This is a genomic window from Mesorhizobium sp. BR1-1-16 (assembly GCF_020165495.1).
Classification (GTDB): domain Bacteria; phylum Pseudomonadota; class Alphaproteobacteria; order Rhizobiales; family Kaistiaceae; genus Kaistia.
This window is the reverse complement of record NZ_JAIUIE010000001.1, coordinates 1-17573: the sequence shown is the minus strand read 5'-3', so window position 1 is coordinate 17573 and position 17573 is coordinate 1. Positions and strand designations below refer to the sequence as shown.

The window sequence follows — 17573 nt, the reverse complement described above, 5'->3', positions numbered from 1 at the left end:
TTCGCACTTGTGCGTCGCAAAATGATGTTGCAACGCACAAAGGTCGTGGCTATATAGGATGCATCTCGATCGGATGCCGATCACGAATGTGTACGGCTGCCGCGCTCTCGAGATCCATGCATTCTCAAGGAGAGCCCCATGACCGATACCCCCGCCACCAAGCCCGCCAAGACCGCTGCCGCCAAGGCTGCCAAGGCTTTTGAAGCGCCGTTCGAGGCATTCAGCTTCAATATCCCGAGCGCCGAGATGCCGGCCGCCTTCCGTGATTTCGCCGAAAAGTCGCTGACGGGCAGCAAGGAAGCCTACGCCAAGATGAAGGCCGCCGCCGAAGAGGCGACCGAGGCGTTCGAAGACACGATCGAGACCGCTCGCTCGGGCGCCGTCGAACTTGGCCACAAGTCGCTCGACGCGGCCAAGCAGAATTCGGACGCGACCTTCGCGTTCTACAAGGAATTGATTGGCGCCAAGACCTTCGCCGAAGCGCTCGAGCTTCAGATGGCCTTTGCCCGCAAGCAGACCGAAGCCCTGACCGCCCAGGTCAAGGATCTGCAGGATTTCTCGCAGAAGTTCGTCACCGAGGCGACGCGCCCGGTCAAGGCAAGCGTCGAGAAGGCCTTCAAGGGCGCGACGCTCAACTGAGCCTGTCGCGACCAACAGGATCGGGCGCCGCAGCCATCAGCCGCGGCGCCCTTTTTGTGTCGCGGCCGCAAAAAGCCCAATCCGGCCAACGCCTTGCGAAAGCAGTTGACGACGGCGCGGATAGGGCTTGAAACGCAGCGGCATTACTTCTAGGTTCCGCTCGCTTTGGGATAGGCAGCTGTAGCTCAGTTGGTTAGAGCGTCGGATTGTGGCTCCGGAGGTCGGTGGTTCGAGACCACCCAGCTGTACCAAAGATCTGCCAACGAAATCAGTTCGTTATGAAACGCCGCGCCCTGGTGGCGCCGTTTTCATGTTGCGGCCGCGTTGCGACTGGCTTTTCGCAGTTTCCATCGGTTTCCGCTGAGGCGCGGCAGCTCCACGCGAAATACAGCGCGACATGGCGCCTAGAAGCGTCGGCTTCCTGAGGATGGCGCGCCGAGCCACGATGTTGGCCGGTTGATCATCAATTCGAGTTTGGCGTGGTCCTCGCCAAGTCGTTGTGTGCGTCCTAGTCTAGCTATTCTAGAAGCAATCGGACGCTGACGCGAAAGAGCGAGGCAGCCATGGGGTCTATTCGGCATCCATCCCACTTTGGTCGTCGGAAATCCTTCAGTCGGTTAGGCATTGACCGTATTGAAGACCTAGCCGACGCAGTTCGAGATGCGGATCTTGAAGCCGTGCAGATGTCCACAATGCCGCTTTCCGGCAGTCTGGTATTCGCGGAGGAAGATGGGATCGCCTGCACGAGCGGGCTCATAAACGGGCGCGTTGGTCTTTCGGGCCCACTGTCGAAGAACATGATTACGCTGGGCCTGGGACTCCGGTTGGTTCCGGGGTGTTGGCAATGGCAGACCGAAGTCGAGACCGGAGGCGTTGCGGTTTTCAGCGCGGGGGACGAGCACAGCTCCCTTTACGGGAACGGAGCGCTTTACGTCGCGCTGCAACTCTCGGCCGAACGGCTGGAAGCGGAAGCCGGTCGGCAGGATCTCATTCTCGATCAAGAGACCCTTGGAGGATCGCGCATCCACGATCGCCTTCTCGACAAGGCAAGTGTGCAGAAGCTGGCGATCGCATTTCGACGGATACACGACGGTGCGGCCGACAAGGGCGATGTCGTTTCGCTGCTGCTTGCAGCTTTGATCCAGCATCTTGCCCGACAACCCGTATCTCTGATCGGGCGCGCTCCCGACCGCCACGCCGAGATCGTGAGGCGAGCGCGCGAATTCATCCACGCGAACCTGTCCGAACCGCTGTCGCTGGACGCCATCGTGGCCGCAGCCGGCACATCGCGGCGAACATTGAACCGAGCCTTTGACGACATCCTGGGTGATACCCCGCAGGCCTATGTCCGACGGGTCCGCTTACACCGCATCCGCCAAGCTCTCGCCGACGATGTGGAAGCTGCCTGCACAATTACTCTGATCGCCAACCAATGGGGCATTGGTGAGGTTGGAAGGTTGGCCGGCCGATACCGAGAGTTATTTGGCGAACTGCCGAGTGAGACGCTCGCTCGATCACGCGAAACTACCACCGACCGGGCATCTTAACGATTGGCAAAAACTGCATAGCGCGATCGGCGTTGTTGGGGTTCTTCTAGGATCGGACATCGGAAGCCTTCGGCTCGCTTCGGATTGAACCGCTTCGAGGAGGAAACGATGAGAGAAACCGCCCGTCATCTCTGCGCTGCCGCCCTGCTGGTCTCGACAGCCCTGATCCCCTTCATTGCTCAGGCCGACGACGCCACATCTGCGGCGCTCCCTGAAAACGGGTCCATCGGTACACGGATCGGCAAGTTAACGTTCGAGAGCGGCTATCCCTCGCGAGAGACCGTTCAAAAGCTCTATGACGAAATGGATTTCCAGCGCGCTGCGCAGGCCTATCTCTGGGGTATCCCGGCCGTCGGTCTGAACGAATGGCGCCGGGCCCACTACAACGTCTTCGGCGGCAAGAGCGGCGAGATGCTGACCTATCTCGACTTCGCAGAGAAGCTCGGCATCCTGACGCCCAACTACACGACCCCCTACATCGCGACCTTCATCGACCTCAAGGAAACGGGGCCCTTCGTCATCGAGGTGCCTCCCGGCCTCATCGCCGGCATGATCCTCGACAACTGGCAACGCGTCCTGGCCGATCTCGGCGTCGTTGGCCCCGACAAAGGAAAGGGCGGCAAGTATCTCATCATGCCGCCCGGCTATGGACCGGTCGAAGCGCCCGGCTACTTCGTGGTGCAGGCGACGAGCCGTGACGTCCTGGCCGGATTTCGCCTGATCGGCGATGACAAGGAAAAGGCGATCGCGGAGATCATCCCGCAGATCAAGACCTACACCTGGACCGTAGAAGGCGCCGGCAAACCGATGCTCGCACGGCCCGCCGGGGACAAGAAATGGACCCAGATGCCTCCTCGCGGCATGGCCTATTGGGACAGCCTGAACGAAGTCATCCAGCGGAACCCGATTGACGACCGGGACCGGCTGGAGCTGGCGCAGCTCAAGTTTCTCGGCATCGAGCGTGGCCAGCCGTTCGAGCCTGACGAGCGTCAGACGAAGTTGCTGAGCGACGGCGTCTTGGTCGGAGAAGCTATGGCGAAGGCCAACACGACCGACAAGCGCGTGGAGCCGCCGTTCTGGCCGGGCACCCATTGGAAGCATGCCTTGGTCGTATCTGTCGATCAGCGGGCCAACACTTACGACCAGCTCGATGAGCGCGCCGCGTGGTTCTACGAGGCCGTCGTCATCTCCAAGGCCATGCTGACCGAAACGCCCGGCGTCGGTCAGCGCTACATCGCCGCGTATCAGGATGCCGACGGCAACTGGCTCAACGGCAGCAACACCTACAAGCTTCACGTTCCGCCCAATCCGCCGGCGAAAGGCTTCTGGTCCGTCACAGCCTATGACGAGGCAACCCGGCAGATGCCGATCACCGAACAGGGACGTCCCGATATCTCCTCGCGGAAGGAGGATATCGCGACGAATGCCGATGGATCGATCGACGTCTATTTCGGCCCCAAGGCCCCGGAGGGCAAGGAGGCGAACTGGATCCAGACCAACGCCGACAAGGGCTGGTTCGCGTATTTCCGGTTCTACGGTCCGACGGAGCCGTTCTTCGACAAGTCCTGGGCGCTGCCCGACTTCGTGAAGGTCGAATGACGTCGCCGCGGCCTGTCGGATCAAGGAGGCAATGATGATGCGCACTACGGTTCTATCGTCCGCCACCCTTTGTGCCCTGGTGACTTTCGCTGCGCCGGCCCTGGCCGCCGACGCGCGCTTCGAGGCGCTGGCGAACCTGCCTTTCGAGCACAATCGCCCCACAGACGCGACGGCGAAGACGCTTCTCGACGAACTCACATTCCAGCGCGCCACGCAGACCTATCTGTGGGCGCTGCCGCTCCTCAACACGATGGGCATGCGCGACGGCGCCAACGACGCCTTCGGTACCGGCTACAACGTGATGCAGATCTGGTCGAAGCGGCTCGACGCCAAGACCCTCATCACCACGCCGAATTCCGACCTGATCTATGGCATCACCTTCGCCGACCTTGCCGAGACCGGTCCGCTCGTCTTCGAAGCGCCCCCGAAGATGCAGGGCATCCTGCTCGACATGTGGCAGCGGCCGATCCCCGAGGACAGCGGCAAGTTCTTCGGCGATGTGGGGCTTCCCGGACCGGATGGCGGCGCCGGTGGCAAGTTCCTGATCCTGCCACCGGGCTACAAGGGCGACGTCCCCGACGGCTACTACGTCTATCGGTCCGGCACCAACAACGTCTTCATCTTCCTGCGCGCCTTCTACCAGGACCCGAGCGACACCAGCCCGGCCGTCGATCTTCTGAAGCAGTCGGTGCTCTACCCCCTCGGCAAGAAGGACGAGGCGAAAGCGATGGAGTTCCACGACGCTTCCGGCATGTCGATCAACATGCTGCCCCGCTCCAACGCCTCGGCCTTTGACGACCTGAAGTGGCTCGTCGACCATGAGGGGGCAAACCTCGGCGGACCCGACTGGCTGGGGATGCTGGCAGGCCTCGGCATCGTGCAAGGGAAACCATTCGAGCCCGACACGGCGACCCGCGCCATCCTCGATGCCGCGGCGACGACAGCCTACAAGACCAGCCGCGTCATCGGCATGCGACCGGAGGTGGGCGGCGCGGATCTACGCGTCTTCGAAGATCGGAAATGGGTCAACCCGGTCAACAACCTCAGCGGCCACTACCCGGACGCTCCTGTCGGCATCGACTTCATGATGCGCGACGCCCCCGTCCGGGCGCTCGACGCTCGCGCCTGGATGTTCACCGACTACTACTCGATCAGCCCCGGCATGGTGTCGATGACCCCCGGCAAGGGCGCCTTCTACATGGTGGCCTTCGAGGACTCGAAGGGCGAGCCGCTGGTCGGAGACCAAAGCTACCGGCTCAAGCTGCCGCCAGACATTCCGGCCCGCCTATTCTGGTCGGTGACGCTCTATAAGGCCGAAAACGCCTCAGGCCTCGAAAACGGCCAGCCCTTTCCCTCCTTCGGCAAGCTCGACAAGCCGGCGACGGAAACGGACGGCAGCACAATCCTCACCATCGGCCCGAAAAAACCGGAAGGCGGCGGCAACTGGCTGGCGACCAATCCCGGCGAAGGCTTCTTCGCGATCCTGCGGCTCTACGCGCCGGAAGCGGCGGCTATGGATGGCAGCTGGAAACCGGGCGATTTTGAGAGGATGCCCTAGCAGATGATGAGACCCAAGCTTCGGAAGATGGTCTCAGCGTGTCGAATTCTTTGACGCAAGGGAGCGAGTGATGTCACGCAATCTACTGATGTCTGTCGCGGTGGCGACGCTCGCGCCTGCGCTGCTGCAGCCGGCCTCTGCGCAGGACGCCGATCTCGCCAAGCAACTGTCGAACCCGATCGCCACGCTGATCAGCGTGCCGTTCCAGTTCAACTACGATACGGGTTTCGGACCGGACGACGGCTCGCGCGTCCTGATGAACTTCCAGCCAGTGGTGCCGATCTCGATCGGCGATGACTGGAACATGATCTCGCGCACCATCCTGCCGGTGACCTGGCAGGAAGATATCGCCGGCGAGACGGGGACGCAGTTTGGTCTCGGCGACACCGTGCAAAGTCTATTCTTCTCACCGAAGCAACCCGGCCCCGGCGGGCTCATCTGGGGTGCCGGACCGGTATTTCTGCTCCCGACGGCGACAGACGATCTTCTCGGCGGCGCCCAATGGGGCGCGGGACCAACCGGGGTCGCGCTCCGGCAATCGGGCCCATGGACTTATGGAATTCTCGCAAACCAGATCTGGTCGTTCGCTGGCGATGCGAGCCGCAACGACGTCAACTCGACCTTCCTGCAGCCCTTCATCTCCTATACGACGCCCGACGCCTGGACCTTCGCGCTCAACACCGAGAGCACTTATGACTGGACCGGCGACACCTGGTCCGTGCCGATCAACGCCATGGTCAGCAAGCTCGTCACCGTCAACAAGCAGCCGATCAGCTTCACCGCCGGGCTGCGCTATTGGGCCGAAAGCCCCGAGAATGGACCGGAGGGCTTCGGCGCCCGCTTTGCGATCACGTTCCTCTTTCCCAAGAAGTAGCGGGAGCGCTTGGACCGCCGGCCTAACGGACGATCGCCGCTTGGACGCTCTGCAATCCGCTCTGCCGACGCTGCATCGAGCTTCAGCCATTCGCCGCAGAGAATTACTCGAAAAGCTTGAGCAAGCCGCGGTCGGCGATTTCCATACCGAAACCGGGTGCGTCACTGATCTTGAGACGTCCGTTCTGCGGCAGGTCTTCGCCCGTGAAGAGATTGCCGAACACTGGACGGATTGAGCGGCCGTCAGGGCTCGCCGCGACATATTCGCAAAGCGGCACGTTCGGCTGGCTGCCGATGAAGTGATAGGCGTAGGGCCCGCTGCCGTGTGGGATGATCGGCAGGTCATAGGCGGCGGCCTGTGCCGCGATCTGCAGCAGCGCGGTCATGCCGCCGACCCACATCACATCGGGCTGAAGGATATCGATCGTGCGATCCGCAATCAGCTGGCGGAAACCGTAACGGGTATATTCATGCTCTCCCGTCGTCCATGTCAGCGTTGGATGCGCCTGCTTCAGCAGCCGGTAGCCCTCGATGTCGTCGGGATGAAGAACCTCTTCCCACCAATAGATGCCCAGCGGTTTCGCCGCCTCCGCAAGCCGAATGGCATAGGGGACGGTCAGCGACATGTAGCAGTCGACCATCAACGGGAAGTCAGGGCCGACCTTGGCGCGCTGCGCGGCGAGATATTCGATGTTCTTGACCAGTCCGGCCTCGCCGTCGAAATGGCTGTGCGGCAGCGGCACCTTCGAGCCCCAGAAACCGAGGTCACGCACGGCGGCGGGCTCCGGCCCGGTGCAATAGAAGGTGATCTCGTCATGGCAGAGGCCACCGATGAGATTGAACACCGGTTCACCGCGCACCTTGCCGATGAGGTCCCAGAGTGCGAGGTCGACGACCGAGATCGTCGCGATCGGCATGCCCTTGCGGCCATAGGGCATCGAAGCGCGGAACAGCTGGTCCCAGATCTTGTTGACGTTGCGCGCGTCCTCGCCGACGAGGAAGCGCCTGAAATGGTTCTTCACCAGCCACGCGGCGGGATGGCCGCCAAAGCCTGTTGCGATGCCGCATGCGCCGCTCGCCGTCTCGATCTCGACCACGATCGAGCCCATCACGCCGATGCCCCATGACGAGCGCGACGCCTTGTATTTCTCATAGCCGGACATCGGATTGGCGATCAGTGTGTCGATCAGCCAGTGGCCCTTGCCTTGCTGGAAATAATCGCCGCCATTGCCTTCGCTCTCGACGAGATAGACACGGACGTCCGTGATCTCAAATTGATTGGCCATGAGGCGCGTCCGTCCGGCGTTTGTCAGGAAAGATGAAAGACTTGGGTGAGATTGACGGCCGTCGGCGTGCCGTCGTCATTGTAATCCATGACGTCATCCATGAAGGCCCACCAGCGCTTGTTGGCGTCGGTCGCAGGCAGGTCGGCCATGGTGTGGTCGTCGCTCCGGATCAGGGTGGCGAACAGATAGTTCGTCTCGGGATCGTGCCAGATCGAATAATCCGACACGCCGGCATCTTTCAGCGCCTTGGCGAGATCGGGCCAGAGTTCGTCATGGCGCTTCTTGTATTCGGCAATCTTGCCGGGGTGGACCTTCATGCGGAAGGCAATGCGTTCGGGCATTTCGAGCCTCCTATTGCAGGTTCACGTAGAGGCCGCCATCGACCAGCAGCGACGCGCCGGTGACATAGGCGGCCATGTCGGAGGCGAGGAACGCCACGACATTGGCGACATCGGCGGGCTGGCCGAACCGGCCGAGCGGAATGCGGCCGTTCAGATAGTCGCGCTTCGCCGGGTCCGACCAATCATCCTTGTTGATGTCGGTGGCGATGGCGCCCGGCATGACTGAATTGCAGCGAATGCCATAGGGTCCAAGCGCAATGGCGACGGATTGCATCAATGAGTGCACGCCGGCTTTGGTGGGGGTGTAGTGCGTCTGCATGGCACCACCGACAAGGGCAGAGATCGAGGAGGTCGCGACGATGGCGCCGCCCTGGCCCTGGTCTTTCATGCGGTTCGCCGCAGCCTGGGTGATGTAGAAGGCGCCGGAAAGATTGACGCCCAGAACTGTCTGCAAAAGCTCCGGCGGCATGTCGAGGAAGCTGTGGAACGGGCAGATGCCGGCATTTGACGAGAGCACATCGACGCCACCAAAGGCCTCGACCGCGCTCTTCACCAGGTCATGGCTGACCTGCGGATCGGCAATATCGCCCTCGACAGCAATCGCTTTTCGGCCGAGTGCCTGGATTTCGGCGACGACCTCCTCCGCGGCTTCCGCATGGGTCACGTAATGATCGGCGGCGCCAAAATAGTTGATCACGACGTCGCAGCCCTGCCGCGCGAATTCCAGCGAGATGCCGCGACCGATGCCGCGGGAGCCGCCGGTGACGATGGCACGCTTGCCTTCGAGAAGCATGGCGACCTCCTATCTCGACCGGAAGGGAATGGGCGGCACGTCACCCATCACGTCGAGCGTGGTCTTGCGAATGTGCTCGACATGCTCCGCCATCGCGGCCTGTGCGGCTTCGGGGTCGCGCGCAACCAGCGCCTTGACGATGTCATCGTGATCCCGGGCCGACTGATCGAGGACACCGGGCGTTTCTGAAGCCTTGCGACGCTGGTCGATGGCAAGGCTATAGAGCGAGCGCGAGACGCGATCGAGGAAGGCGTTGTCCGACGCCGTGCCGATCAGTTCGTGGAACTCGCTGTCGGCCAACCGAAACGCGACCGGGTCACGGACGGTCTGGTAGGCAACTTCGATCAGCTCGGCGAAGCGCTCCAGCTGCGATGCCGTGACGTTGCGTGCGGCGCTTGCCGCGAGGCCGCAATCGATCACGGTCCGGGCGGCGAACAGGCTGTCGAGGCTGTAATCCTGCAGGCTCAGCACGAAGGAGAGCGGTGCCATCAACCGGTTCGGCTTCAGATCGGTGACATAGCAGCCGCCGCCCTGCTTGCTCTCGACGACACCAAGCATGGCGAGGCCGCGAAGGGCTTCGCGAACAACGGGCCGCGAGACATGCAGCGCCTTGGTCAGCTCGTTCTCGCTCGGGAGCTTGTCTCCCGGTGCGATATTGCCGGATGCGATCAGCGCCATCAGGCGCTCGGCCACCCGTTCGGAAGCGGAGGGCTTGGTATCGATCGGCTTCAACTGGTCGAGCGGGTTCATGGACATTGTCCTCAGTTCTGCGAACGGACGCGCAGCTGGTCGAGGCCAACGGCGAGGAGCAGCACTGTGCCCTTGGTAACGTCCTGCCAGAAGCTCGAAACGTTCAGAAGCGTCAGCCCGTTATTCAGCGTCCCGAGGATCAGCACGGCGAGCAGCGTGCCCCAGACCGAACCACGTCCACCGAACAGCGACGTGCCGCCAAGGATGATCGCGGCGATGACGGTCAGAAGGTGCTTTCCGACCGAATCGGGGGCAGCGGCACCGAGCATGGCGGCGACGATGATGCCGGCGAGCGCACCGGAGAGGCCCGAGACGACGTAGAGGATCATCTGTGTCCGGTCGACCGGAATGCCGAGCATGCGCGAGGCTTCCGGATTGCCGCCCGAGGCATAGATGAAGCGGCCGAACGGCGTGAACGCCATCACCCACCAGATCAGCAGAAAGATCACGAGCATGATCAGGAGCGGCACCGGCATGCCATAGATCTTGCCGGAGCCGATCCAGTTGAAGCCCTCGGTCAGCAGGGGCTGCGTCAGGCCTCCGGTCAACACCAACGACAGCCCGGTGATGATCGACATGGTGCCAAGCGTGACGATGAAGGGGTTGAGGCGAAGCCCGTTGGTCAGCGCGCCGTTGCCGGCGCCAATGCCGGCTCCGATCACCAGCGCGATGCCGCAGGAGACCCAGATGTCGATGCCGTTGGCATAGCACATCGCCACCACGACGCCGGATATGCCGGCGACGGCAGCGACGGAGAGATCGAGGCCGCCGGCAATGATCAGCGGCGTGCCGGCAGCCGCCATCAGGCCGATAAAGGCCATGTTCGAGCCAATCGAGACCAGGTTCTTGAAGGTCAGGAAGTAGGGCGAAAGCGTCGTGAAGACGGCGGCCAGGATCAGGTAGAAGACCAGCAGCATAACCACGCCGGCATAGGGATGGCCGAGCAGATTGCGCGAGCGTTGCGCTGTCGTTATGGCCTTGTGTTCGGCGGCGGTGGTGTTGACGTGCTGCGACATGGGGCGTTCCTTGGAAATCAGGCTGCGACGGCAGGCTTGCTGGCCGCGCTCATGAGCGCCGACGCATCGGTCGGCTGCTCGTAGGTCTCGGTGACGACGCCGCCGGCGAGCACGATGCTGCGATCGGCAAGACCGGCGACTTCCTCGGCGTCGGAGGAAATCAGCAAGATGCCGAGCCCCTGATCGGCCAATTGCCGGATCTGGCGGTAGATTTCCTGCCGCGCGCCGACATCGACGCCGCGGGTCGGTTCCTCGAGGATCAGTACGCTGAGATCGCCGAGTAGCCAGCGCGCGAGGCAGACCTTCTGCTGGTTGCCGCCCGAAAGCGTGCCGATCGGTTGTTCGGGACCGCGGGCGCGGATCGAGAGCCGGCGGATCCATTCGGCGGCTGTCGTCGCTTCCTTCTCGCGGTCGACGGTCATGCCGCGCGTGAACAGCGGCATGTTGGCGATCGAGAGATTCTCGCGCAGCGTCAGCATCGCGATGATGCCCTCGCGCTTGCGCTCAGCTGCGACGAGGCCGAGACCGGCCTCGACAGCCCTGCCGGGCGTCGTGATGGTGTAGGGCTTGCCGCCGACTGTGGCGCTCGCAATCTTCGTGCGCGGCACGGCGCCGAAAAGGGAGCGGCCGATCATCTCGGCACCCGAGCCGATCAACCCATGCACACCGGTGATGGTCCCGCGGCGGACGGTGAAATCGACGCCACGGAGCCAGCCTTCGACGGTGAGCCCCTCGACGGTAACGACGTCGTCGCCGGCGCCAGATGAGGCGGAGAAGGCCGGATAGAGATCGCCGACGCGGTTGCCGACAATGGCGTGCAGCACCTCGTCGACATCGGTCCGCGCAGTGGCGAAATCGCCGGCATTGCGGCCGTCGCGGAGGACAACGACCCGGCCGGAGATCGCGAACACCTCTTTCAGGTAATGCGAAATGTAGATGATCGAGATGCCTTCCGCCTGGAGGCGGCGGATGATGTCGAACAGCAGCTGCACTTCCTCGGCTGCGAGGGAGGCGGTCGGCTCGTCCATGATGAGGACGCGCGCATTGCCGTTCATGGCGCGGGCGATCTCGACGATGCGCTGGACATGATGTGAGAGCGTGCCCATGCGGGTGCGCGGCGACAGCCAGTCGAGGCCGAGGCGCTTCAGAAGCTGTGTCGCGCGCGCTTCCATCGCCGCGGCATCGACATGCAGGCCCTTCCGCGGCATTGCGCCGATCATGATGTTTTCGGCGACGGTCATGTCGGGGAAGATCGAGAGTTCCTGCGGCAGCATGCGGATGCCGAGCGCCAGCGCATCAGCCGGGGAGCGAATCTCGACCGGGCTGCCGTCGATGGCGATCGCGCCGGCGTCGCGGGTGTAGTTTCCGGAGAGAATCTTCATCAGCGTCGACTTGCCGGCGCCGTTCGCGCCGAGCAGCGCAACCACTTCACCGGCATCGAGATGGAAGCCGACATCGACGAGGACGGGGACGCCGCCGAACGACTTGCGAACGCCGCTCATGTCGAGAAGTCTTTTGTCGGCCATGGCCTCAACTCGCTGCAATAGTGATCCGAAGTTCCAGGATGCGCGGCACGCCACGCATCCCGGGCTCGTCCTCGATCAGTTCGCGGGGACCAGATCCTCGAAGCCCTTCAGGAAAGGCTCCTTGCGCAGTTCCGTCAGATAGGCCTCGAAGGCTTCCTGCGGGAATTTATACTCAAATTCGGCCTTATCCGTGCATTTGAAGTCCGGATAATACTTGCAGACATTGGCCTTGTTGATCATCACGTGACTGACCAGCACGGCCGGCGGCAGCGGCTTGCCGGCGAGCGAGGACAGGGCGATCGGCAGCAGATAGTTGCCGTAGGTCTCGGGGAAATAGCCCGTTGCACCATAGAGCTGCGGCTCGTCGACCAGCGCCTTGGTCTCGTCAGCGCCGTTGCCGACCACCACGGCATCGGCCTCGCGGCCGGCCTGCTTGATGGCACGGAGCATGCCGATCGCCGACTGGTCGTTGATCGCCGTCACCATGATCGGAACGCCGTCCGGAATGCGGCTGAGGACGTTCGTCATCTGCGCGTAGGATTCCTGCAGCGTATTCTTGGTATCGATCCGCAGCATCTTGGCCTTGTCGAAATCGGGCAGCGCGGAAAGGAAGCCGTTGACCTGGCCCTCGGTGCGCATCTTCGGGATCGCGCCCGACTGCGGCAGCTCGCCGACGACGAAATAGCCCGTCATCGCCTTATCCTTGCCGAACTTGGCGATCGCGGCCTGGCCGAGATAGGAGCCGCTCATATAGCCCGACTTCGGATTATTGGCGCCGAAGAAAGTGGCGCCCGGCATCGGGATGTCGATAGCGACGACCTTGGTGCCGTCCTCGTTGAAGACGTTCATGACCGTCTGGCCGAAATTGCTGTCGGTCTGGAATTCGATCACGTAGTCGACATTGCGCTGCACGAAGGACTGGGCATTGGCGAGCGCGGTCGGGCCGTCGAGGCGGTTGTCGGCGACAAGAAGTTCGACACCGGCGAGATCTGCATTGGCCTGGATCGATTTCTCGACGACGACGCCGAAAGTTATGTCGCGCTGCAGGTTTGCGAAGCCGATCACATATTTCTTGCCGTTGCGGGGCGGCTTCACCGCCATCGCATCGGTGACCATTGCCTTGTACTGGTCCGCCGAAAGGCGCGTGCCGTCATACTTGGCGGGGTCGAAGCCGTGGAAATCATCAGCAAGAGCGGCGGCCGAGAACAGCAGGCCCGAGGCCACCCCGAGCGCAAGCGCCCTGGCAAGTTTCTTCATAGCTCTAATCCTCCCAAGGCGGTCCGAGCCGCCCGTAATTCCCAGCTGCTTCCCTCCTCCGAGACGACGCAGCGGTAAACGCATCTCACTTCGCAACTTGTCAGTCAAGTTGCGAAGTGATAGGTCGAAATCCGCATGGAGGCCTTGGGAGGGAGATCGATGGCGCTCAAGGCGAAGCCGCGGATCGGCATCCTGGCCGTCGGGCTCGCGGCCTACTGGCCGCAATTTCCCGGCATGCGCGACGCCATCCTGGGCCACCACGCCCGCCTCCTCGACATCATCGGCCCGGCCGCCGAACGTATCGAGATCGGGCTCGTCGATACGATCGACGGCGCCCGCGCCGCAGCAGCGCGCCTCGCCGCTGCCGATGTCGACGCCGTCTTCGTTCATCTGACGACCTACGCCACCTCCGAGCCGCTGCTGATCGCGGTGGCCGAACTCGACGTGCCGATCGTTCTCCTCAACGTCCAGTCCGTCCGCAAGCTCGATATGGCCGAGGTGCATGGCATCGGCGACTGGCTCGGCGTCGCGATCTCCTGCGCCGCACTGCCGGAAATGACCGCCTCGCTGCGGCGGATCGGCAAGCGCTTCGATGTCGTGACCGGCCATCTCGAGGGTGACGCGGCTCTGGCCAGCGAACTCTCGTCCTGGCTCGACGCCGCCTCGATACGGCGCACGCTGCGCACCAAGAGCTTCGGCTTGTTTGGTCGCCCCTATCCGGGCATGACCGATCTCTCGATCGACGAGACGGCCTTCTTCGCGGCCTTCGGCGCCTATACGAAGCACCTCAACTGGGACGATATCGCCAAGGCCGCCACCGACGTGTCCGAAGACGACGCCGAGGCGCGGCTGCCTGCGCTCCGCGCGGCCTTTGCGATCCCCAAGGATGTCGAGGGCGCGCCGCTCGGGGCCATCGCGAGAGTTCTCGCCGGCCTTGACCGGCTGATCGCGCGCGAGGCGCTCTGTGCCCTGCCGAACCACTACGAAGGGGCGGTGCGCGCGGACCATGAAGCGGTGCTTGCCGCATCCAACCCGGCGTTTTCTGTCCTGATGGCGGAGGGAATCGCCTGTCCGGTCGAGGCGGATATCAAGACGGCGCTCGCAATGCTGATGCTGAAGGCGGTGGCCGGCACGGCGACCCTTGCCGAGCTCTATTCGATGGATTTCAACGACGATGTCGTCATCCTCGGCCATTCAGGCGCAGCCGACGTCACGATTTCCGCGGAAAAGCCGACGCTGAAGCATTCGTCCGTCTTCCACGGCAAGACCGGTTCCGGCTTCCTGACCCAGACCTATCCGAAGCTCGGGCCGATGACGCTGCTGTCGCTGACGCAGAATGGCGACGGGCGCTTCGTGATGGTCGTCGCCGAGGGCGAGATTGTCGGGGGTCCGCCCATGATGCTCGGCGACACCAATTGCCGTGTCCGTTTCCCACTCGGTCTTCGCGGTTTCATCAAGGCCTGGGCCGCCGAAGGCCCGACGCATCACGGCGTGATGGCACCGGGTGTGCACGCAGCGGCGCTCGAACGAGTGGCAACGCTGTTCGCGGTGCCGCTGCGGCGCGTCTGCTGAATGGGCCGCTTCCGGCTAGCGCAGTTCCAAATGCTCGATAAGGGCCTCATCGACGGTGATGCCAAGGCCGTGGCCTTCGGGCGCGTGAACGGCGCCATCCTCAAGCCAGATCGGCCTATCGACAAGGTCGGCCTGGACGCTGACGCGGGTCGGCTTCAGTTCGAACAACCGCGCATTCGGCGAGGCAAGGGAGAGATGCAGACTTGCAGCCGACAGGATTGCCGTGCTCCAGGCATGGGCGTTGATGGTGATCCCCGCGGCGCCGCAGAGCGCATCGATCTTGCGGAAGCCGGTGACGCCCTCGGCGCGGGACGGATCCACCCCGAGCACATCGACCGTGCCGGTCTCGATCAGCCGCTGGTAGCCGGTGACGGTGAATTCGCGCTCGCCAGTGCCGATCGGGACCGCGACCGCCGCCTTCAGCGCCCGATAGTCGTCGATCTGCGTCGGATAGAACGGCTCCTCGATCCAGCCGATGCCAAATTCGGCCATCCGGCTCACCGTGTCGATCGCGGTGGCGCGGTCCCATTTCACGCCGTTGCCGGCGTCAACGATGATCTCGAAATCGGGGCCGAGGGCCTCGCGGAGCTCGCGCACGAAGGCGATGTCATTCTCCGGGTCCTGGCCGATATCGGAAAAGCCCCGCTTGCCGAAGCCGAGCTTGACGCCGACGAAGCCCGCCTGCTGATAGTCGACGACCGCCTCGACATTCGCCGCGCGGGTCGCCTTGTTGACGTGGCAGCTCGCATAGGCCGGGAGGCTGTCATGCACCTTGCCGCCGAGCAGTTCGTAGAGCGGCTTTCCCTCGATCTTGCCCTCGATATCCCACAGCGCCATGTCGAGCGCGGAATAGGCGAAGCAGGCGATCCCGCCTTCGCCGTACCACCACGCATGGCCGCGCATCATCGCCCAGGCATCGGCGATGCTGATCTCGGCGGCGCCCTGAAGAAGCTGCGCGAAGGCGCCGTCGATCAGGACCTTGGTCGCCCAGCAGGCCTCCGGCCACATGGCGATGCCTTCGCCCCAGCCGACCACGCCGTCCACCGTCTCGACGCGGACGAGCACCGTCTGACGCAGGTTTCCGTGATCATTGGTGTCGCGATAACGAATGACATAGGTCCTGATCGGGCCGAGGCGCATGGGTATGGCTCTGGATGACAGCGTTTCGCAAATGACCGGTTCCGGTGATCGATTGACTAGCACCGGGACGGCTGCTAGGTCAATAATTGGTCAGACCACTTGGCCAATTGTCGCTGATGACTGTGGCCTGACGCGGTGAGTGAGGGAGTGGCGCGCTTGGTTGCGAGCGATCTCAGTGGGCAGATGCCGCTGAAGCGGACGGGGCTGACCGACCTTTTGGTCGCGCGCATCCTCGGTCTCGTCACGACCGGGAATCTGAAGGCTGGTGATCAGCTGCCCTCGGAGCGCAAGCTCGCGGAAACATTCGAGATTTCACGTCCGACCCTGCGCGAGGCGCTGCGTGCGCTGGCTGTCCTCGGCGTGCTGGAAGTGCGCCATGGCGGCGGCGTGTTCGTCTCGCAGCTCCAGGCGAGCGATCTGCTCGCGCCGCTCGCCTTCTTCCTGACGCTCCGCGGCACGGAAGTCGGCAAGCTCTATGAGGCGCGCCGGTTGATCGAGGGCGAGATTGCGGCGCTGGCCGCCGAGCGCGGAGACCCGGTCACCCTGCCCGAGCTCGAAGCCTCGATTGTGGCGCAGGAAACGGCCAAGGACGATCCGGAGCGCTATCGCGAAATCGATACCGCCTTCCACCGCCGCCTCGCCGAGCTTGCCGACAACGACTTCCTGGCCCGCGCCGCGCAGAGCCTCAACGTGCTTGGCCTCGAATTTCGAAAGATCGCTTCGGAAACGCCGGACGTGATCACAACCTCGATCGAGGATCACCGCGCCATCGTCGCAGCGATCAAGGGTCGCGATCCCGCAGCCGCGCGTGCAGCCATGATCCTGCACATGAACCACGTGCTCACCTCAACCCAGGCCTCATTGAAGTCGCAACCCCAATGATGATGAAGAGCCAAAATGACTGAGCGTCGCTGGGGCATCCCCAAAGTCACGGAAGAGGATATTCTGGGCGGCGGTTTCTCGACGCCGTGGGATGCCCCGTTCATCCCGCCATTCCCGTTCACCTTCCGCAACGCCGAGATCCTGACCGTCTTCTGGCGGACGGACCCCGAGGCCGTCGCCTTCCTGTGCCCGCCACCCGTCGAGCCGACCGGCGATGTCGTCGCGGTCCATATCTACAAGATGAACGATACGAGCTGGATCGGGCCGTATCACGAGGCCAATGTCATGTTCGGCGCGAAGCTGCCGAATGGCCGCTCCGGCGCCTATTCCCCGTATCTGTTCCTGGCGTCCGATGGCGGCGTCGCCCATGGCCGCGAAGTGCATGGCCAGCCGAAAAAATTCGCCGAGCCGACGCTGGAGGCGCGCGGCGACCTGATCGTCGGGACGGTGGCGCGCAACGGTATCGACGTGCTGACCGTGACGACGCCCTACAAGCAGCGCGCCGTCGATCCTTCGGAAATGCGTCGCCATTTCGATTTCGCCACCAATCTCAATCTGAAGGCGATCAACCATATTGATGGCCGCCCGGCGATCCGCCAGATCACCTCGCGCAAGCTGACCGATGTCGTCGTGCACGAATGCTGGCAGGGGCCAGCGACGGTCGAGCTTCGGCCGAATGCGCAGGCGCCGATCTTCCGCCTGCCTGTCGTCGAGCCGCTGGAAGCATTCTTCTGGCGCGCCGATTTCACGCTCGTCGCGGGCGAGATCATCCATGATTATCTCGGCGCCCCCCC

Annotated in this window: 16 protein-coding genes and 1 tRNA gene; 9 read left to right on the top strand and 8 right to left on the bottom strand. The window is 63.3% G+C overall.

Annotated features, from left to right (window positions below):
* Window positions 1–138: 138 nt before the first annotated feature.
* From LB518_RS00085 to LB518_RS00060, 6 genes are all read left to right on the top strand, one after another.
* Complete coding sequence (locus tag LB518_RS00085) at window positions 139–639, top strand: phasin (protein WP_224571662.1); 501 nt, start codon at window positions 139–141, stop codon at window positions 637–639.
* Window positions 640–813: 174 nt separating this feature from the next.
* Window positions 814–890: transfer RNA gene (locus tag LB518_RS00080), tRNA-His, on the top strand.
* 432 nt (window positions 891–1322) lie between these two features.
* Window positions 1323–2186, top strand: coding sequence for a helix-turn-helix domain-containing protein (locus tag LB518_RS00075; RefSeq protein WP_224571660.1), 864 nt, complete (start codon window positions 1323–1325; stop codon window positions 2184–2186).
* 108 nt (window positions 2187–2294) lie between these two features.
* Window positions 2295–3785: a DUF1254 domain-containing protein gene (locus LB518_RS00070; protein WP_224571658.1), complete on the top strand. Its 1491-nt coding sequence runs from the start codon at window positions 2295–2297 to the stop codon at window positions 3783–3785.
* Between the two features lie 34 nt (window positions 3786–3819).
* Window positions 3820–5343, top strand: coding sequence for a DUF1254 domain-containing protein (locus LB518_RS00065; RefSeq protein ID WP_224571656.1), 1524 nt, complete (start codon window positions 3820–3822; stop codon window positions 5341–5343).
* An 88-nt stretch (window positions 5344–5431) separates the two neighbouring features.
* Window positions 5432–6217, top strand: coding sequence for a transporter (locus LB518_RS00060; protein ID WP_224574212.1), 786 nt, complete (start codon window positions 5432–5434; stop codon window positions 6215–6217).
* Between the two features lie 103 nt (window positions 6218–6320).
* On the opposite strand, the gene rhmD is transcribed toward LB518_RS00060, so the two are convergent.
* The 7 genes from rhmD to LB518_RS00025 all read right to left on the bottom strand — a co-directional run bounded on the left by rhmD (window position 6321) and on the right by LB518_RS00025 (window position 13185).
* Entirely contained in the window at window positions 6321–7502 is a 1182-nt protein-coding gene (rhmD, locus tag LB518_RS00055; protein WP_224571654.1) for an L-rhamnonate dehydratase, read from the bottom strand.
* A 23-nt stretch (window positions 7503–7525) separates the two neighbouring features.
* A complete protein-coding gene (gene rhaM, locus LB518_RS00050; RefSeq protein ID WP_224571652.1) occupies window positions 7526–7843 on the bottom strand; it encodes an L-rhamnose mutarotase in 318 nt (105 codons plus the stop codon).
* A 10-nt stretch (window positions 7844–7853) separates the two neighbouring features.
* The gene (lra1, locus tag LB518_RS00045) at window positions 7854–8636 is read right to left on the bottom strand and encodes an L-rhamnose 1-dehydrogenase Lra1 (RefSeq protein WP_224571650.1); all 783 of its coding nucleotides are present in this window, start codon (window positions 8634–8636) and stop codon (window positions 7854–7856) included.
* A gap of 9 nt (window positions 8637–8645) precedes the next feature.
* Window positions 8646–9386 carry a FadR/GntR family transcriptional regulator gene (locus LB518_RS00040; RefSeq protein ID WP_224571627.1) on the bottom strand — a complete coding sequence of 247 codons (741 nt, stop codon included), beginning with the start codon at window positions 9384–9386 and terminating at the stop codon, window positions 8646–8648.
* 11 nt (window positions 9387–9397) lie between these two features.
* Window positions 9398–10402, bottom strand: a complete 1005-nt coding sequence (locus LB518_RS00035; protein WP_224571625.1) for an ABC transporter permease — start codon at window positions 10400–10402, stop codon at window positions 9398–9400.
* A 17-nt stretch (window positions 10403–10419) separates the two neighbouring features.
* Window positions 10420–11928: a sugar ABC transporter ATP-binding protein gene (locus LB518_RS00030; RefSeq protein WP_224571623.1), complete on the bottom strand. Its 1509-nt coding sequence runs from the start codon at window positions 11926–11928 to the stop codon at window positions 10420–10422.
* A gap of 75 nt (window positions 11929–12003) precedes the next feature.
* Complete coding sequence (locus LB518_RS00025; protein ID WP_224571621.1) at window positions 12004–13185, bottom strand: sugar ABC transporter substrate-binding protein; 1182 nt, start codon at window positions 13183–13185, stop codon at window positions 12004–12006.
* Between the two features lie 159 nt (window positions 13186–13344).
* Between LB518_RS00025 and LB518_RS00020 the strand changes: the two genes are divergently transcribed.
* The gene (locus LB518_RS00020; RefSeq protein WP_224571619.1) at window positions 13345–14757 is read left to right on the top strand and encodes a hypothetical protein; all 1413 of its coding nucleotides are present in this window, start codon (window positions 13345–13347) and stop codon (window positions 14755–14757) included.
* A 15-nt stretch (window positions 14758–14772) separates the two neighbouring features.
* On the opposite strand, the gene LB518_RS00015 is transcribed toward LB518_RS00020, so the two are convergent.
* Window positions 14773–15897 carry a mandelate racemase/muconate lactonizing enzyme family protein gene (locus LB518_RS00015; RefSeq protein WP_224571617.1) on the bottom strand — a complete coding sequence of 375 codons (1125 nt, stop codon included), beginning with the start codon at window positions 15895–15897 and terminating at the stop codon, window positions 14773–14775.
* Between the two features lie 147 nt (window positions 15898–16044).
* Between LB518_RS00015 and LB518_RS00010 the strand changes: the two genes are divergently transcribed.
* Together LB518_RS00010 and LB518_RS00005 are read left to right on the top strand one after the other, a co-directional pair.
* Entirely contained in the window at window positions 16045–16779 is a 735-nt protein-coding gene (locus LB518_RS00010; RefSeq protein ID WP_224571615.1) for a FadR/GntR family transcriptional regulator, read from the top strand.
* A 15-nt stretch (window positions 16780–16794) separates the two neighbouring features.
* On the top strand, window positions 16795–17573 hold a 779-nt coding region (locus tag LB518_RS00005; protein WP_224571613.1), incomplete at its 3' end, for an acetoacetate decarboxylase family protein.

What these genes read in the sequence shown, in the direction of transcription:
- LB518_RS00085 (WP_224571662.1), top strand. Translation starts at nt 139, where the DNA reads ATGACCGATACCCCCGCCACCAAGCCCGCCAAGACCGCTGCCGCCAAG.
- LB518_RS00075 (WP_224571660.1), top strand. Translation starts at nt 1,323, where the DNA reads ATGTCCACAATGCCGCTTTCCGGCAGTCTGGTATTCGCGGAGGAAGAT.
- LB518_RS00070 (WP_224571658.1), top strand. Translation starts at nt 2,295, where the DNA reads ATGAGAGAAACCGCCCGTCATCTCTGCGCTGCCGCCCTGCTGGTCTCG.
- LB518_RS00065 (WP_224571656.1), top strand. Translation starts at nt 3,820, where the DNA reads ATGATGCGCACTACGGTTCTATCGTCCGCCACCCTTTGTGCCCTGGTG.
- LB518_RS00060 (WP_224574212.1), top strand. Translation starts at nt 5,432, where the DNA reads ATGTCTGTCGCGGTGGCGACGCTCGCGCCTGCGCTGCTGCAGCCGGCC.
- rhmD (WP_224571654.1), bottom strand. Translation starts at nt 7,502, where the DNA reads ATGGCCAATCAATTTGAGATCACGGACGTCCGTGTCTATCTCGTCGAG.
- rhaM (WP_224571652.1), bottom strand. Translation starts at nt 7,843, where the DNA reads ATGCCCGAACGCATTGCCTTCCGCATGAAGGTCCACCCCGGCAAGATT.
- lra1 (WP_224571650.1), bottom strand. Translation starts at nt 8,636, where the DNA reads ATGCTTCTCGAAGGCAAGCGTGCCATCGTCACCGGCGGCTCCCGCGGC.
- LB518_RS00040 (WP_224571627.1), bottom strand. Translation starts at nt 9,386, where the DNA reads ATGAACCCGCTCGACCAGTTGAAGCCGATCGATACCAAGCCCTCCGCT.
- LB518_RS00035 (WP_224571625.1), bottom strand. Translation starts at nt 10,402, where the DNA reads ATGTCGCAGCACGTCAACACCACCGCCGCCGAACACAAGGCCATAACG.
- LB518_RS00030 (WP_224571623.1), bottom strand. Translation starts at nt 11,928, where the DNA reads ATGGCCGACAAAAGACTTCTCGACATGAGCGGCGTTCGCAAGTCGTTC.
- LB518_RS00025 (WP_224571621.1), bottom strand. Translation starts at nt 13,185, where the DNA reads ATGAAGAAACTTGCCAGGGCGCTTGCGCTCGGGGTGGCCTCGGGCCTG.
- LB518_RS00020 (WP_224571619.1), top strand. Translation starts at nt 13,345, where the DNA reads ATGGCGCTCAAGGCGAAGCCGCGGATCGGCATCCTGGCCGTCGGGCTC.
- LB518_RS00015 (WP_224571617.1), bottom strand. Translation starts at nt 15,897, where the DNA reads ATGCGCCTCGGCCCGATCAGGACCTATGTCATTCGTTATCGCGACACC.